10 protein-coding genes, 2 tRNA genes and 2 rRNA genes (1 of these 14 only partly in view) are annotated in these 17,155 nt (G+C 41.8%); 5 read left to right on the forward strand and 9 right to left on the reverse strand.

The features are described 5' to 3' along the window. From L6469_RS10385 to L6469_RS10415, 7 genes are all read right to left on the reverse strand, one after another. Positions 1-639 (reverse strand): 23S ribosomal RNA (locus L6469_RS10385); it reaches 2,255 nt to the left of the window's first position. A 180-nt stretch (positions 640-819) separates the two neighbouring features. Beyond that, positions 820-893 (reverse strand) — tRNA-Ala (locus L6469_RS10390). A gap of 35 nt (positions 894-928) precedes the next feature. Then, positions 929-1,002 (reverse strand) — tRNA-Ile (locus L6469_RS10395). A 182-nt stretch (positions 1,003-1,184) separates the two neighbouring features. Next, positions 1,185-2,714, reverse strand: a 16S ribosomal RNA gene (locus L6469_RS10400). Together the 16S and 23S rRNA genes with 2 tRNA genes alongside form the textbook arrangement of a ribosomal RNA operon. Before the next feature lie 369 nt (positions 2,715-3,083). Next, positions 3,084-3,302: a hypothetical protein gene (locus L6469_RS10405; RefSeq protein ID WP_006281716.1), complete on the reverse strand. Its 219-nt coding sequence runs from the start codon at positions 3,300-3,302 to the stop codon at positions 3,084-3,086. Between the two features lie 783 nt (positions 3,303-4,085). Then, on the reverse strand, positions 4,086-5,507 hold the full coding sequence (locus tag L6469_RS10410) for an alanine/glycine:cation symporter family protein (RefSeq protein WP_006282205.1): 1,422 nt from the start codon (positions 5,505-5,507) through the stop codon (positions 4,086-4,088). 25 nt (positions 5,508-5,532) lie between these two features. Beyond that, positions 5,533-6,498 (reverse strand): DMT family transporter, encoded by a 966-nt coding sequence (locus L6469_RS10415; protein ID WP_006282206.1) that lies wholly within the window; start codon positions 6,496-6,498, stop codon positions 5,533-5,535. A gap of 331 nt (positions 6,499-6,829) precedes the next feature. On the opposite strand from L6469_RS10415, the gene L6469_RS10420 reads away from it, so the two are divergent. From L6469_RS10420 to L6469_RS10435, 4 genes are all read left to right on the forward strand, one after another. Next, positions 6,830-9,961, forward strand: a complete 3,132-nt coding sequence (locus tag L6469_RS10420) for a DUF6250 domain-containing protein (protein ID WP_006282207.1) — start codon at positions 6,830-6,832, stop codon at positions 9,959-9,961. Positions 9,962-10,224: 263 nt separating this feature from the next. Next, the gene (locus L6469_RS10425) at positions 10,225-10,809 is read left to right on the forward strand and encodes a LemA family protein (protein WP_006282208.1); all 585 of its coding nucleotides are present in this window, start codon (positions 10,225-10,227) and stop codon (positions 10,807-10,809) included. 3 nt (positions 10,810-10,812) lie between these two features. Continuing rightward, on the forward strand, positions 10,813-11,250 hold the full coding sequence (locus L6469_RS10430) for a TPM domain-containing protein (RefSeq protein WP_006282209.1): 438 nt from the start codon (positions 10,813-10,815) through the stop codon (positions 11,248-11,250). After that, complete coding sequence (locus tag L6469_RS10435) at positions 11,240-11,986, forward strand: TPM domain-containing protein (protein ID WP_006282210.1); 747 nt, start codon at positions 11,240-11,242, stop codon at positions 11,984-11,986. The genes L6469_RS10430 and L6469_RS10435 overlap by 11 nt, the downstream gene beginning before the upstream one ends. Positions 11,987-12,099: 113 nt before the next feature. On the opposite strand, the gene L6469_RS10440 is transcribed toward L6469_RS10435, so the two are convergent. Together L6469_RS10440 and L6469_RS10445 are read right to left on the reverse strand one after the other, a co-directional pair. Further along, positions 12,100-14,070 carry a glycoside hydrolase family 97 protein gene (locus tag L6469_RS10440; RefSeq protein WP_006282211.1) on the reverse strand — a complete coding sequence of 657 codons (1,971 nt, stop codon included), beginning with the start codon at positions 14,068-14,070 and terminating at the stop codon, positions 12,100-12,102. 226 nt (positions 14,071-14,296) lie between these two features. Further along, positions 14,297-15,973, reverse strand: a complete 1,677-nt coding sequence (locus L6469_RS10445; protein ID WP_006282212.1) for a glycoside hydrolase family 43 protein — start codon at positions 15,971-15,973, stop codon at positions 14,297-14,299. Positions 15,974-16,458: 485 nt separating this feature from the next. On the opposite strand from L6469_RS10445, the gene L6469_RS10450 reads away from it, so the two are divergent. Beyond that, positions 16,459-17,076 carry a porin family protein gene (locus L6469_RS10450; protein ID WP_006282213.1) on the forward strand — a complete coding sequence of 206 codons (618 nt, stop codon included), beginning with the start codon at positions 16,459-16,461 and terminating at the stop codon, positions 17,074-17,076. Positions 17,077-17,155: the final 79 nt, after the last annotated feature.

Here is a 17,155-nt window from a genome sequence, read left to right on the forward strand (position 1 = left end):
TAAACCTTGCCAGAGACGGTAACTCGTAGGTTCATTATGCAAAAGGCACGCCGTCACTCATTGCTGAGCTCCGACCGCTTGTAGGCGTATGGTTTCAGGAACTATTTCACTCTCCTCATCGGAGTGCTTTTCACCTTTCCTTCACAGTACTCGTTCACTATCGGTCTCACAGGAGTATTTAGCCTTACCGGATGGTCCCGGCTGATTCACGCAGAATTCCTCGTGCTCCGCGCTACTCAGGATACCGCTATGCCATGTTTCGCTTCGTATACAGGACTTTCACCTCCTATGGTTGTTCTTTCCAGAACATTCTACTCACAAAACACATACAATATCGCGGTCCTACTACCCCGCCGATGCCGAAACAACGACGGTTTGGGCTATTCCCCGGTCGCTCGCCACTACTGGGGGAATCATTATTTATTTTCTCTTCCTCGAGGTACTAAGATGTTTCAGTTCCCTCGGTTTGCCTCTCTACCTTAGGTAGAGATATACATTCTTCAAATGTATGGGTTGTCCCATTCGGAAATCCTCGGATCAAAGGTTATTTGCACCTACCCGAAGCTTATCGCAGCTTATCACGTCCTTCATCGCCTCTGTGAGCCTAGGCATCCGCCATACGCCCTTTCTTACTTTTTTCTTTACCGGTTCAGTCTTGCTTTTTGAAATTGCTTCTCCAAGTAAGATGAACGGTAGCTCATACTTTCAGCTGTATTGTTTCTTGAACTATTGCTAGTTCTCGCTACAGTTTTGCTTGTGTCAATATGTCAAAGATCTTATTGGCTTATCTCACTCTGTTAAAAAGTGGATTACCTGAAGTGGAGAATAACGGATTCGAACCGTTGACCCCCTGCTTGCAAAGCAGGTGCTCTAGCCAGCTGAGCTAATCCCCCAAACTTTTTTTGTTTGAGAAGACTGGAAGTTTTTGTAGTCCCAGGCAGACTTGAACTGCCGACCTCCACATTATCAGTGTGGCGCTCTAACCAACTGAGCTATAGGACTATAGTTCCGGGTTGGCTGACTGTCCAAGATTTCTGGGCTTGCATCTTCGAGCCCGGCTTCCTTTTTCTCTTATATGTTAAACAGGTTCTGTAGTACAAGGAAACTTTGGATGACATCAACCAACCTTTACGTTTGTCATGTCTCTTGACTTTTACTTACTTCTAAATAAGCATCTCTTCCAGAAAGGAGGTGTTCCAGCCGCACCTTCCGGTACGGCTACCTTGTTACGACTTAGCCCCAATTACCAGTTTTGCCCTAGGCCGACCCTTGCGGTCACGGACTTCAGGCACCCCCGGCTTTCATGGCTTGACGGGCGGTGTGTACAAGGCCCGGGAACGTATTCACCGCGCCATGGCTGATGCGCGATTACTAGCGAATCCAGCTTCGTGAGGTCGGGTTGCAGACCTCAGTCCGAACTGGGACCGGCTTTCTTGATTAGAATGACCTTACGGGCATCCGACTTTCTGTACCGGCCATTGTAACACGTGTGTAGCCCCGGACGTAAGGGCCGTGCTGATTTGACGTCATCCCCACCTTCCTCACACCTTACGGTGGCAGTGTCTCCAGAGTGCCCAGCTCTACCTGATGGCAACTGAAGAGAAGGGTTGCGCTCGTTATGGCACTTAAGCCGACACCTCACGGCACGAGCTGACGACAACCATGCAGCACCTTCACAGATGTCCCGAAGGAAGTCACTATCTCTAGATCCGTCATCTGCAATTCAAGCCCGGGTAAGGTTCCTCGCGTATCATCGAATTAAACCACATGTTCCTCCGCTTGTGCGGGCCCCCGTCAATTCCTTTGAGTTTCACCGTTGCCGGCGTACTCCCCAGGTGGGATGCTTAACGCTTTCGCTTAGCCACTCACCCCGAAGGGCAAACAGCGGGCATCCATCGTTTACCGTGCGGACTACCAGGGTATCTAATCCTGTTCGATACCCGCACTTTCGAGCTTTAGCGTCAGTAACACTACAGCGAGCTGCCTTCGCAATTGGAGTTCTTCGTGATATCTAAGCATTTCACCGCTACACCACGAATTCCGCCCGCTTCCTGTGCACTCAAGTCTGGCAGTTCGCGCTGCAGTGCCCAGGTTGAGCCCGGACATTTCACAACACGCTTACCAAACGGCCTGCGCTCCCTTTAAACCCAATAAATCCGGATAACGCCCGGACCTTCCGTATTACCGCGGCTGCTGGCACGGAATTAGCCGGTCCTTATTCGTAGGGTACATGCAAATAACCACACGTGGCTAACTTTATTCCCCTAAAAAAGCAGTTTACAACCCATAGGGCCGTCATCCTGCACGCTACTTGGCTGGTTCAGACTTCCGTCCATTGACCAATATTCCTCACTGCTGCCTCCCGTAGGAGTTTGGACCGTGTCTCAGTTCCAATGTGGGGGACCTTCCTCTCAGAACCCCTACTGATCGTCGGCTAGGTGGGCCGTTACCCCGCCTACTACCTAATCAGACGCATCCCCATCCATAAGCGATAAATCTTTATTCCATCTCAGATGTCTTCAATGGAAACCATAGGGCATTAATCTTACTTTCGCAAGGCTATTCCCTACTTATGGGCAGGTTGGATACGCGATACTCACCCGTGCGCCGGTCGTCATCAAAGAAAGCAAGCTTTCTTCATGTTACCCCTCGACTTGCATGTGTTAAGCCTGTAGCTAGCGTTCATCCTGAGCCAGGATCAAACTCTCCATTGTAAAATATCTTTGAATATCTATACAAATAGATGATTTGTCTCTGTTTCAAGGACGCTTATCCTTTTATTGAAGTCGGTTTAAAGCCTGGACAAAAACCAAACTTGACGGTTCGTTTTTGTTACCCATTCACACATATTTATAATATGTGAACGCTTCTTGTACTACTTCTCTGTCTATGTAATCTTTTCAAAGAACTCTTTCTTTTAAGCCTCGTAACCAACGTTATTTGGCTGCTTCCGTTTGTTTGAAAGCGAGTGCAAAGGTATACAAAATATCCATAACCTCCAAATGTTTTCAAGAAAAAATTGCAAAAAACTACAATTTTGCGCGTTCTTTGACAATAAAGACTTACTCCCGTGGACGTACACATTATAATATATAAGGATAAAGGATTAAAGAAAAATAAGAAAAGACGAAAAAGGCGGTGGTAACAATCATTTTCTTGGCAAAAGGTTTGCTTAATCCCAATAATCTATCTATATTTGCAGCAACAGAATCCGCCACGCTTCCCTTAAGACCAGCGAACCAGAGCGGGTCTTTTGCTTTTATGACCACATTGAGATTATATACCAAGCAAGCGTTATCCATCGCTGACTAGATTGCTCTTTTAAAAAACAGAGGGCTTCAGATAGCTGACGAGTCTAAGGCAACAAAGTTCCTTGGCGAGGTCAGTTATTTTCGTTTACGACATGTACAACAAAAGAACCGATTTGAATTTTACGGACAAGAACCCTCATGAGGTTTGCGTATTTGAAATTGCAATGTAAGAATGCCTCAAATACGTGAATTTTGAAGAATTTTCATATCTACCTGAATATCAGCACGTTACAGATTTTACGTATCACCGGTTAAAAAAAGGGCGCCAAAACCCTAGCTCCTAGGGGTCGAAAGCTTAGGGTTGATACGATAAGGTCATAGAGTTTAGCGAACAAAGTCTTAGGTTTCGCCCCCCAGGACCTGGGGTTTTGGCGGGAGAGAAAATCGAGGGGAAGAAAAAAGACCAAACAGGCTGATCAAAAGTTGAATATTTTGAGCTAGATGACGATTTTTGAGAGCACTGTTTTTTGGCATTTTATTTGACAGTCAAACCATTACAAGCAGGAAAAAGTCAGAAGTAGTTCAATACGTATCACTGCAACAGGATTCTATGTATCTGTAGCATCTGTACATCCTTATTCAGAAGCCCTCATAAGATTTGAAAAACAGGAAATAACTGAGTCTACTTAAAACACCAGTTTTGAGACCATATTCCACAATACATAAAAAAGCTTGATGCTTTCAATGCCTTATACCTGAAGAGAATATGGCTTATTATCGAAATAAGCTTTAAACAAAGCTTCTATAAAAATCTCCACCCTACTTATAAGAGAACTAATCCCAACAACGGAGATCTTTCTCAATTTCTGGCATTTGAGAACGATGAAACTCAGGACTCTTGATGCCAGCCTTTTTTTGCTTGCGATAATCATCAAGTAGAAAAAAGACATGCTTGCCTAAACTGACGATAGCTACTAAATTGCATATCGTAACGAAGCCCATGAACAGATCACCTAAATTCCAGACAAGATCAAGACTTGCTATCGCTCCAAAAAACACCATCACTACAGCATTCATAATACGGGTGGCCAATAACCATTTTTTGTTTCGCGTAAGGAACCGAACGTTCATCTCGCCATACGTATAATTACCTATAATACTACTAAAGGCGAAAAGGAAAATGGCAACAGCTACAAAAGTAGGTCCAACAGAGCCTATTTCATACTGCAGTGCACCTTGTGTGAGTTGGATGCCACTTAAATCGCCTTGATCATAGATTCCACTGATAATAATAATGAAAGCTGTACAACTACAGACCAATAGAGTATCAGTAAAGACGCCTAAAGCCTGTACCAAACCTTGCTTAACAGGATGCGATACATCTGCAGAAGCAGCTATGTTTGGAGCACTACCCTCTCCCGCTTCATTAGAAAAAAGTCCACGCTTTATTCCATTCATCAGCATCACTCCAAAAGTTCCACCGGCAAACTGTTCAAATCCAAAAGCATTACTGACAATGACCTCGAAAACATGCGGAATAAGGCTGAAATTTGTCAGGATAATAAAGACTACAAGCAACACATAAAGCACAGCCATAACCGGTACAAGCACACTACTCACCTTCGCTATACGTTGGATTCCTCCGAATATACATACTGTAGACAATACCACCAGGATGATACCCATAACGACAGGATCTACACCGAAAGCTTTATCCATTGCCCCTACAATAGTATTAGCCTGCACACTAATATACACCATACAGAAGGTTACTGTGATGAGCAAGGCAAAAATGCCAGCCATCCATTTAGAATGCATACCATAAAACATATAATAAGCAGGTCCACCAATATACGAATGGCGTCCACGACGCTTATATAATTGTGCCAAAGTCGATTCTACAAAAGCTGTAGCCGAACCGAGAAGAGCGATAATCCACATCCAAAAGACACTACCAGGACCACCAACGGCGATAGCAGACGCTACTCCTGCAAGATTACCTGTACCCACACGCGAAGCAATACTAACTGCAAATGCCTGGAATGAAGATATATGTTCGCCTCCATCTTTTTGGGTTCCCTCACCCAACAATCTAACCATCTCTGGGAACATCGTAAACTGGAAACCTTTAGTCTTGAACGTAAACCACAAGGCACAAATCACAAGACCTCCTGTTAAAATATAAGTCCAAAGGAAATCGTTACAACTGATTATAATCTGGTTTAATAAGCTTTCAGCTGAAAATATACCGTTCATGTCTTTTGGGGTGTTTAGAATAAAATTAAAGAAAGTTGAAAACAACTACTCCTCCCAGCATAATAAGAATACCGAGAATAGCCTGCACTGATACTGTCTTTTTATCGGCCTGAAACAATCCATATTTGTCGATAACCAGACTCAATGCCATCTGCCCTAAGAGGGTTAGTACGCTGAGTGCACTTACACCTACCTGGGGTATAAGATAAGTACAGCCAAAAACGAAAATGGCTCCAAAGATACCACCAAGACGAATCCACCACGGATCTTGTCGTTGAAACCCTAAAACAGTTTGTCCAAGCGTATGAGTAATCAAACAAAGTATTCCTAAGAAAAGCGTTCCGGCGATAAACGAAATTAAGGAAGCATTTAGCGCACTAGACAAGCCGACTCCTAAACGACCATTAGCTACACTGTTCAACGTCAAAATGACACCTATCAATACTGCAGAGATTTGAGGAAGCCATTTATTTTTTTTCGAAACATTCTGTGATACTGTTTTCGTATCAACCTGAACCTTTTCACTTTGTTTAAAACGGCTACTAACCGGTTGATTTACAATAAGTAAAACACCAACAAAAACGAAGATAACACTCAATATATGTACCACACTAATACTGCATTGTGGCATATCAAACCAACCGAATTTATCAATAAAAAGACTAAAAACGAGCTGACCGAAAATGGGTAATACGATAGTCTGTACACTTCCGATGGTACGGAAGAGAAAAGTAATATAGGCAACATACATCGCACCGAAGAGTCCACCTGTCCAAGACCACCAAGGAATATCCGAAATATTTATCGAAGAAAAATTACCTAGTTCTCCCGTCCCTAAGGCAATAAAAGCCAAAAGGATAGTAGAAATGACAAACGAAATAAATGAAGCCACAAGAGCCGAACTTACAGAACGCTGAAGACGCGCATTAGTTGCTGTCTGTAAAGGAATGAATGTACCTAGAATAATAGTTAATAATACTAAAACAATCATAGAGTTATCTTACTTGTTAAAAATAGCAACTACAAAAGTACAAAAAAACAAGGAAAGCGCCAAAAAAGAGTATTCACAAAAAGAAGAATCATCTTTATAGATAGATAGTTTCCATCTTACAAACTGATAGCAAAATATTACAAAAAAAAATAAAAATAACACTATAGCATAAGAAAAAAAACAACTTTTTAATTGTCATAAAGCGCTATATTCAGAAAATAAGCTATATTTGCAATTTATAATTGATTCTGCAACATTCCTATTGTGAACTTACATAGCTCACAAGCAGACTCCTACAAATATGAATAACCAACCATAAACACAAAAACACATGAAACTACTTAAAAAATATTTATCAACCTGCTTTATTGCCATTCCATTGCACTGGGTGGGAATAGTTCCTCAACACGACACCCCTGTGACATTAGGTATCCCTTTTGCGCCAGGAGAGCTAAAATCATCTACTTCACTTGTATTAGCTGATGCGCAGGGAAAAACGTATCCTTCAGAATCCTGGACTCAAGCATACTGGCCTGACGGTTCCGTTAAATGGGCAGCAGTATCAGCTCTTGCACCATCGAACAACAAAGATCTACAAATTATTCGTTCATTAAAAAAATCATCCAAAAATTCCACTAAAAAATCGAAACTATCGATTTCCCCCGCCTCATTTACAGTAACAACTGGTAAGATGACAGCTTACTTCTCCCTTCAAGGCAAGCATGTGATAGATAGCATTTATGTAGGGCACCAAAAAGTAACAGATGCCGTGGAATTTGTAACAGACAGTAAATCTCCAGCTATCGTAGACCAAGTTTTACTGGAGCATCAAGGTCCGATACGCACTATTGTACGTGTACAAGGCCATTTACACCAAAAAAAGTTTCCTTTTGATGTGCGCCTTTATTTTTATCAGGGCAGTGATATCATCAAACTCGTAAATACACTCACCATCGACGCCGAACCTAGTGAACAAGGACTGAAGGCAATAGGTATTCGGGCACAAGTTCCGCTTCGAGAACAACTTTATAATCGACATGTAGCCTTTACTTATAATCAGGGCAAAGTTTGGAGCGAATCAGTTCAGCCACTGGATGGCAGACGTGTACTCACACTACAACAAGGAGTAAGACAGCGGGCAGGCCACCTGCATAATCTGCAAGTTGACCAAGTAGCAGGCAAACGCATTCCGGAGTATAAGGCCTTTGACAAAATCAATCAGAATCTCATCGATAACTGGGCCAAATGGGATGAATATCGCCTGTCACAAATTACCGATAATGCCTGCAGCATTCAAAAAAAAGCGAATTCTTCCCGACCATGGTTAGGTACATTTACGACAGGACATGGCGACGGCTATGCCTTTGTGGGAGATGTAAGCGGCGGACTTGGATTATTTCTCAAGGATTTCTGGCAATCGTATCCTTCGGCCTTCACTCTTCAGAATATGCGTTCTTATCAGGCACAGGCAACCGTATGGCTTTGGAGTCCCTATGCTGAGCCCATGGATTTGCGCCATTATGACGATGTAGCTCACGATCTAAATGCTAGCTACGAAGACGTACAACCCGGACTAAGTACCCCTGTGGGCATCGCCCGAACATCTGTGGTATACCTACAACCATCAGAGGGCTATCAAGGGCAAACGGATATCAGTACCCGTTCACAAATACTGACAGAGGACGCTCAACTACTTCCCACCCCAGAATACCTGCATGAAAAACGAGCTTTTGGTATATGGTCGCTACCAGACAGCAGTACTGCAAACGCCCGACTAGTGGAAAAGAAACTAGAACACTACATACAGTATTACCAGCAGCAAGTAAAACAATATAAATGGTATGGCTTTTGGAATTATGGGGACTTCATGCACGCATTTGATGAAGAACGGGGCATGTGGCGCTATGATGTAGGTGGATACGCGTGGGATAACACTGAACTGGGGACACCGCTGTGGTTATGGTACAGTTTTCTGCGAAGCGGACGTAAAGATATCTGGGATATGGCCGTAGCCATGACACGACATAATGCAGAAGTGGATGTATACCATTTAGGCCCATGGGCCGGATTAGGCAGTCGACACAACGTAAGTCATTGGGGATGTGGTGCCAAAGAAGCCCGTATCAGTCAGGTATCGTGGAACCGTTTTCTCTATTATCTCACAGCCGATGAACGTACAGGCGACCTCATGCATGCCGTAAAGGATGCCGATCAAAAGCTTTACGAACTCGATCCGATGCGCTTAGCAGAACCGCGATCTAAATATCCGAGCACTGCACCAGCACGTCTGCGTATTGGTCCCGACTGGGTATCGTATGTAGCCAACTGGATGACAGAATGGGAACGTACGGGCAACACGGTTTATCGTGATAAGATCATTGCAGGCATGAAGAGCATTGGCCAATTACCGCACGGTCTGTTTACGGGCAATAAGGCTCTGGGGTACGATCCCGCAACAGGTAAAATCACTTACGAGGGCGACCCAAAACGGCAGAATACCAACCATCTGCTATCCATTATGGGAGGCTTTGAAACAATAAATGAACTGAGTGATATGATTAAGGAACCCACCTTTTATCGCGCTTGGTATGAGCATGCACGCGACTTTGAGCGGAATAGTCAGGAAATCAGTGGTAATCATCAGCGTATTATCCGCCTAGAAGCCTATGCCGCCCAACAAAGCCACGATACACAACTAGCCACCAAAACTTGGAATGATCTATTGGGCAGACATCGCAACCATAAGGCAGGACAAAAACAACCGACTATTAGTACCAACGAAGCAGCTTCGTGGAGTTTAGCAGCTATCTACACTCAAGAAGTACTAAAATGGGCTTCTCCTGATACAGCTGCAGAGAAGCCTATATGGATAGTGGAATCTGAATCACCTTACCATGAAATCCACCTGGGAGACACTATAGATATCAAAGCTCCCAAAGGTCTTACCCTATGGTACACCCAAAAGCTAAAGGCACCTGTAACCATTACCTACCAAGCCAGCATCGTGGATGAAGGCAAAGTGGGAGATCGGCTTAGTGACCTAAACTGTTTCTGGATGGCTACAGATCCTCAAGCCTCAACAATATTCGACAGAATGGACTGGCGACAGGGTAATTTTCTTCGAAGTTATTCTTTAAAACAATACTATCTAGGATTTGGTGGTAATTCGAATACAACAACCCGCTTCCGATTATACGATGGCAACGATAATGCGGAAAAGAATGCCGAACTTCGTCCAGCAATCATCAAAGAATATACTGATCAAGATCACCTACTCAAGGCTAATCATTGGTATACCATCCGAATCGTGGTAAAACAAGATAGTACCGCAATCTATTTTGATGGCGAGAAGATAGCCGACTATCAAGGTAAAGATGCCCTCACATCGGGATGGTTTGGTATCCGTACTACACAAGCCCATCTACGATTTACTTCATTCCAAATCAAAGAACACAACTTCTAATCGGCATCAAGTGCGTAAGTGTCAGATAGCTTATATATTCCTTGTATGGCTCAAACCTCTCTCGTGTCACTATCTGGCGATGGGAAAAGAAATATAATTGGGTATTAATGCCAGACGATGATGTGGAAAATTCTTCTACACTCACCTGTTCGCTACACTCCTTAAAAAAGTAAAATATATTTGGCACTTACTTCTTTTTTCTGTATTTTTGAATTCGAATTACTAAAATAATTATTTCGAATAACCAAAAGAAGAAAGTATATATGAAAAAAACTCTTATTATCATTTTAGCTGTTGTAGCCGTATTCGCTATCTGGGCTGTTAGTACCTATAACAGTTTAGTAGGTGAACAACAGAAAGTAGAAGAAGCATGGGCTCAAGTAGAAAACGTATACCAACGACGCGCTGACTTGATTCCAAATCTTGTAGAAACAGTAAAAGGGTATGCCAAGCATGAAAAGGAAACTCTGGAAGGCGTTATTCAGGCCCGCGCAAATGCCACAAGTGTAAAAGTAGACGCAAACACACTTGACGAGGCTTCTATGAAAAAATTTCAAGATGCACAGGGAGAACTCGGTTCTGCTTTAAGCCGACTGCTCGTTGTTCAGGAAAGATATCCTGACCTGAAAGCTAACGAGAATTTTAAAGAACTTCAAGCTCAATTAGAAGGTACCGAAAACCGTATCACTGTGGAGCGTAAGAACTTCAACGAAATAGCTCGTTCGTATAATACCTCTGTGAAAACTTTCCCTAAGAATATCTTTGCCGGCATGTTTGGTTTTCAAGCTAAACCATATTTCCAAGCACAGGCTGGTGCTGATAAAGCTCCAAAAGTTAGTTTCGACTAAGTCATGGCTCTCATCGATTTTCTTACTACCGACGAACAGCAACGTATCGTTAGTGCAATTGCAGAAGCAGAGCGCCAAACTTCTGGCGAGATTTGTGTACATGTTACTCCACGCTGTTGGGGTAACGTTATGACGACAGCCCAGAAAAAATTTAATCAGTTAAAACTCTATGAGACTGAGCGTCGCAATGCTGTACTGATTTTTATCGCCTATAAATCTCACAAATTCGCAATATTAGGCGATCAAGGCATTAACGAACTTGTACCAGATGACTTCTGGAAAGACACCCTAACGTTGTTAGGCGAAAAATTGAAAGCAGGCGAAACTTGCAATGGATTATGTGAAACCATCCTACAAATTGGTAATAAACTAACCCATTATTTCCCTGCCGTTAAAGATGATATCAACGAATTGAGCAATGAAATTACCTATGAAGATTAAATCTGCATTACTTACCCTCATGGTACTATTGGCTACCATAGGAACCTTTGCTCAGATTCCAGATAAACCGAACCCACCCAAACTGGTAAACGATTTTGCAGGAATCCTCCCTGATGCCAATATTATGGAAGATAGCCTGGAAGAATTTGCCAGAAAGACTAGCAATCAGATTGTTGTCGTTACCATAAATGATCTAGAAGGGCTAGACAAGGCAGATTTCGCCCAACAACTTGGACAGAAATGGGGCGTAGGTGGCAAAAAATATAATAATGGTATCGTCATTCTGATTAAAGCGAAAAACGAAACTAAAGGTGAGGCTTTCATCGCCACAGGATATGGTATGGAAGGAGCTTTGCCTGATGCCGTCTGCTATAAGGTAGTTAACCACGAAATGATACCTCATTTCAAAGAAAATAATTATAGTGAAGGTGTCTGGGCGGCGTTGCATATATTGATGCCTATTGCTAAAGGTGAAATCGACGTAAATAATTATGCAGAAGATGCCGACGATGATACTTTCATCGGTATCGTATTTATTTTTGTTCTCATCTTCCTTTTTATCCTCTATTGCTTCTTTGGTGACAAACATAGTGGTGGCAAAGGAGGCTCTGCTACATTCGGAGGATTTGGTGGAGGTTTCTACCACGGCAGTAGTGGTGGTAGCAGCGGATTCGGAGGATTTGGTGGATTTGGAGGCGGAAGTTTCGGCGGTGGTGGAGCCGGCGGAAGTTGGTAAAAACAAATTACCTCATTCCATAAAAAAGACGACGGACGAGAATATCGTCTGTCGTCTTTTTTTATGGAATAAAGTGAGAAGTTACCAAACTAATACTTCTCAAGAATAATATATTATTGCACGAGAACAAAACCACAGTTTTGTTTCATTTCGATAGTCAATGTTCCCTTTTTACCAACCTTAACCTGAGAAACATTTCCCAAATTTTCTGACAGAATATCAGTCACCTTCTTGGTCCATTTATCAGCATACAGAGTTGCCTGTCCTGCTTGAAGCATCGGTAAATGAAGAGTTAATCTAACAGGAGTCTTATTCGCATTTACACCAGCAATATACCAAGTATTACCATGACGACGAGCTAAAATAACATACTTACCAGGATAACCATCAATAAACCTCACCTCATCCCAAGTAGTCGGTACTTTCTTCATAAAATCAATAGCCCATGCAGGAGCATCCTCAAGATTGTTAGGCGCCATGGCAAAATGCTGAACACTACTTTGGAAAAGTACGGCTGTAGCCAAAGCATAAACATCTGAAGTTCTACGGGTAGTACCCTTCTGGTTATCACGACTATAATGCTTATTGAGAGTACTTCCGCCAAAATCCATACTACCTACAGTGTTACGGATAAACGGATGGATGCAAGCATTAAAGGCTTCTGCATCGCAGGCGCCCTGCCCAAAGTGAAGATTCTCACTAGCCAAAACAGCCTCACTGGCTACATAATTAGGATACATACGCTCCCAGCCACGCGGCAGAGTACATCCATGGAAAATAACCATCAGACCATAATCATTGGCATCGCTCAAAATATCTTCATAAAGTTTCATCATCGGCTGTTTGTCACCACCAAAGAAGTCTACCTTAATACCACGTATACCAATCTGATGCATCCATTTCATCTCCTTCTTACGGGCTATCGTATTATTCATGATACCACGAGGCCCTTGAGGAGCATAGTTCCACGCTCCATTAGAGTTATACCAAAGATAAATACCCACACCTTTGGCAGCACCATATCGGGCAAGTTCTGCAATTTTATCTCTTCCTATCTGTGTATCCCAAAGAGCATCGATAAGAACCGATTTATATCCCATAGCCGCTGCAAAATCTATATATCGCTTCTGTTCATCATAGCGAGTATAACCATCCATCTGGATAATCCAGCTCCAAGTACCTGCCCCATAAATATAAGGTTGAGATGCTTCATATTTCGGTTGCACCAAATCATAAGGAACAGTAGTTTCGACGATAGGTGCAAGCGTTTTGCCAAGAGTAAGCGTGCGCCACGGAGTACTACCAGGAAGGGCAATAGCTACAGAGGTACTTCCCTGTCCATTCATCTCAGCTGCCTGTGGAAAACCTATACTATAAGTACCATCTTTATGGCCCATGAGTCGACTTCCTACATAATTTGCATCTACACCCGTCTCAGAAACCAGTACCCAACCGGCATTACCCTCGCGGAAAAGACATGGGAAAGTATATCCTTGCCCCCATCCATTTTTACCCAACTGATCATCCATAGTATACGAAGTTTCGTAACTTGGCGATGTACCGGCAAAACCATGCATCGGCTCAGCCTGTGGACAAAGGAAAGTCGTGGTATTTGACGGAAATTTAAAACTGCTCGCCTCGCTTGTTATCACTCCCGAGTTTTTTTCCCCCTGAGGATATACACGATAACAATAAGCAACGTCACGATTGCTCACACGAAACACAATATCAAAAACCTTATTACCATGTTGAGTACAAGTTGCTGTAAGTTCATTGGCTTCATAGTCTACACGGCTGCATTTTATCGTTTGAAGTTCATAATGATCCGTCACCTTCTTCACTTGATATTCTTCAGTCAAAGCAAGCTGATCAGTATAATCACCCAAATCCATCTTCAGACCTAGACGCGAAGGAAGGATAAAAGTATACTGATCAAGATTGACTTGATAGTTTAATAGACCAGCGTCATCGCTCAATGTAACGGCGATTTGTCCATTAGGACTCTTCACTTGGATTTCACGAGCCTGCATCTGGAGACTCGCAAAAAACGAAGAGGCAAGCAGTAATTTTTGAAAGATTTTCATTGCTTTTGGTTTTATTATTGGTTATGATTACTCATCATTCTCTAAAAAAAGTGTACTCTCCGAAGAAAGCACACTTATCCGTTATAAATTAAATAGGATTATTGTCTTTTTGTAAGAGAGAAAGACAATAAAGAATTAAGGTTATTAGGTCTTCCCCCTCTCACGAGGGGGAAGAGATTGATATAGGAATATTTATTTCACATTTAATATCTTATTTACTAGGCTATTATTTCACAGCATAAAGTCCGATTACCGCACCAATGAAACCACCACTCTGGTGTGTACTCAAATTAACAGCATCGACACCCTTAGCTAAGAGCTGGTAATCAGCATCACCCTCTGCATAATAGAAATCATAGTAACGACCGTTACCTACCACCTTGAGACGAAGAGGTTCGTTACCAGCAGCATGTACACCTGTCAATTCCGTAGAAGCTATAACCGCATTACCACGTTCAGCTCTTTCAAGAACAAGTACCGGTTTACCAGCACGAAGAGTTTTGACAAACACGAAGTTATGATCCTCTTTCTGCATCAAAACCAAACCAGCCTGTGTTTTTTCACTTGTAGGAGCGAAACGAACAGTAGTCTCAGCAGTAAAGTTAGTATGCTGCTGACGAGTAAAGATAACAGAAGGACTCTCCTTTTCATTAATCTTAGCATGTTTTGGAGAAATCACCAATCCCTCGGAAGAGGTCTTCCAGAAAGCAGAAGGATTACGAAGGAACATCCAACGCTGATTTAAGCTTTCACCATCAAACTTATCTTCATAGCTGAAATTACCAGAGAATTCACCCTGATTCTTCAGTCCTGCACTCAGTTTTTCCTGCCACTTCGTCATCTTGCTAACAGCAGGAATTGCAGTATTCTTAGGCTGAATAATAGGCCAACCATTTTTCCAGGTTACAGGCAAAAGATAAGTATCACGACCTGTATTATAGAAGTCATCCTGATATGGGCGACAGCCGAGGAATACAGCCCACCAATCACCTTCCTTACTCTGCACAATATCTGCATGACCGGCACTGGTTACGATATCAGGACGATTAGGATCAAGACCAGTACGCTGAGTCAATATAGGGTTATCAGGACATTCCTCCCAAGGACCCTTTGGACTCTTGGCACGGAAGATTACTTCAGAATGCCAATCACAGGTACCACCTTCAGCACACATCAGATAATAATATTTGCCAACACGGAAAAGATGTGGACCCTCTATCCAAATCGGATTTTTCTGAACATGGGTACCACCACGAACAATCTCTGTAAAATCGCCCTTAATGCTATCACCCTTCACATCAAACTCGAAAAGACGAATAGCACGCTGACCCTCATATTCCTGTTTACCTGTTACAGGACCATTATGAACAATATAGCCTTTACCATCCTTATCAAAGAAGAAACTTGGGTCAATACCATTTACCTTAGGAAGATAAATCGGGTCACTCCATCCCTTCTCAGGATCCTTACTCTTTACGAAGAAGTTACCTGCGCCCACATTTGTGGTAATCATATAAAAAGTTTTATTCTTCTCATTATAAGAAATCGCTGGAGCAAAAATACCGCCTGAAATATTTTGGCGAGTCAAAGGCAACTGAGATTCACGATTGAGAACATATCCAGCCGGTTTCCAATGAATCAAATCCTTACTCGTACTCAATGGTACACCAGGATAAAAACTAAAAGAAGAGTTTACCAAATAATAGGTATCACCCTTACGGCATAAAGATGGATCTGGATAAAAACCAGCCAATACCGGATTATAATATTCTTTACTGGTGTCGATATTTTTAGCAAAACGACTTTCGTTACCAGTATACTTAAAATTCTGGAAAACAGCATCCTGAGCAAAACTACTTACACTCAAAGAAGCCATAACGAGAAGAGATAATATAGGTTTCATATCGATAAAAATTGTTTTTCGTTATTTTCGATTATTTTAATATTGTTTTCTGCAAAATTAGAGCATTTTAAACAAAATAACTTTAGATTTTGTATCAAAGAGTTTATCAAAGATTACATCAAACAAAAAAAATAAAAGTACATTTTGTCATATATATCAAGAAGTTTACGAAATGATACATCAAACAAAATAATTCTTAAGCAAGAATAAAAATTCTACCTGGTGAAAAACAAAAAAGAACAGTGCTTGTAAAAAAACATTTCCATCAACATAATAATAATAACTTACATTATACACCAACGACAGATATTCGATTTTTCTGTAAATAGCTTCTCAAATTACATTCAAAGGCTTCTTTTGAAAGATTTTTAGGAAGATGTAAGAATTGTAAGATAGATTGAGTATAATTCGGGATTTTTTTTATACATTTGCATACGAATATAACCATTTAGTATCGTAATAAAACTTATTAAATACACACTAAAATGAAAAAAATCTTTTTAGCAGCTCTCACAGCTGTTCTGACATTAAATGCTTCAGCACAAAACAATGTAACATTTGGTATCCGCGCAGGTTTGAACATTGCCAACATTACTACAAGTGGTTCTCAAACTAACGCAAGTATAAATCTAGGTAGTCGAGTAGGATTCCACATAGGTGCTATAGCAGATATCCCTGTAGCAGAGAATTTCTACATCCAGCCAGGCTTATTCTTCTCACAAAAAGGCTTCAGCACAGATGCAACAAACCAAAGTTCAGCAGAAGGTAAACCACTTTATCTTGAAGTTCCTGTTCTGGCCTCTTATCGTATCAAAGCCTCTGATGAAGTCAATATTTCACTCGAAGCAGGTCCATACTTAGCTTACGGCCTAGGCGGTTCAGGAACTTTGTCTAGTGGCAATCAAACTGCAAGCGGAGATTACTTTGATGACGATACCAATCGTTTTGATGCAGGTCTTAAAATTGGTGCAGGTGTAACTTTCAGCCAGCATTACTACGTAGGCATGGCATATGAATGGGGTTTCGTAAACCTATTAAAGGATTACGACAATATTTCTGTCAAAAATAAGAACTTAATGATTTCTTTGGGGTATAACTTCTAAAACTTAGATATGATTTTAACGCCTCCTAATCAAACAAGGTTAGGAGGCAATCATAATATTTTTTACTTATACACTGTCC

This window comes from Segatella baroniae B14, assembly GCF_022024235.1.
Taxonomy (GTDB): Bacteria; Bacteroidota; Bacteroidia; order Bacteroidales; family Bacteroidaceae; genus Prevotella; species Prevotella bryantii.

Coding starts and splice junctions, on each gene's coding strand:
- L6469_RS10415 (WP_006282206.1), bottom strand. CDS start 6,498: ATGATTGTTTTAGTATTATTAACTATTATTCTAGGTACATTCATTCCT.
- L6469_RS10445 (WP_006282212.1), bottom strand. CDS start 15,973: ATGAAACCTATATTATCTCTTCTCGTTATGGCTTCTTTGAGTGTAAGT.
- L6469_RS10450 (WP_006282213.1), top strand. CDS start 16,459: ATGAAAAAAATCTTTTTAGCAGCTCTCACAGCTGTTCTGACATTAAAT.
- L6469_RS10420 (WP_006282207.1), top strand. CDS start 6,830: ATGAAACTACTTAAAAAATATTTATCAACCTGCTTTATTGCCATTCCA.
- L6469_RS10405 (WP_006281716.1), bottom strand. CDS start 3,302: ATGGATAACGCTTGCTTGGTATATAATCTCAATGTGGTCATAAAAGCA.
- L6469_RS10410 (WP_006282205.1), bottom strand. CDS start 5,507: ATGAACGGTATATTTTCAGCTGAAAGCTTATTAAACCAGATTATAATC.
- L6469_RS10440 (WP_006282211.1), bottom strand. CDS start 14,070: ATGAAAATCTTTCAAAAATTACTGCTTGCCTCTTCGTTTTTTGCGAGT.
- L6469_RS10430 (WP_006282209.1), top strand. CDS start 10,813: ATGGCTCTCATCGATTTTCTTACTACCGACGAACAGCAACGTATCGTT.
- L6469_RS10425 (WP_006282208.1), top strand. CDS start 10,225: ATGAAAAAAACTCTTATTATCATTTTAGCTGTTGTAGCCGTATTCGCT.
- L6469_RS10435 (WP_006282210.1), top strand. CDS start 11,240: ATGAAGATTAAATCTGCATTACTTACCCTCATGGTACTATTGGCTACC.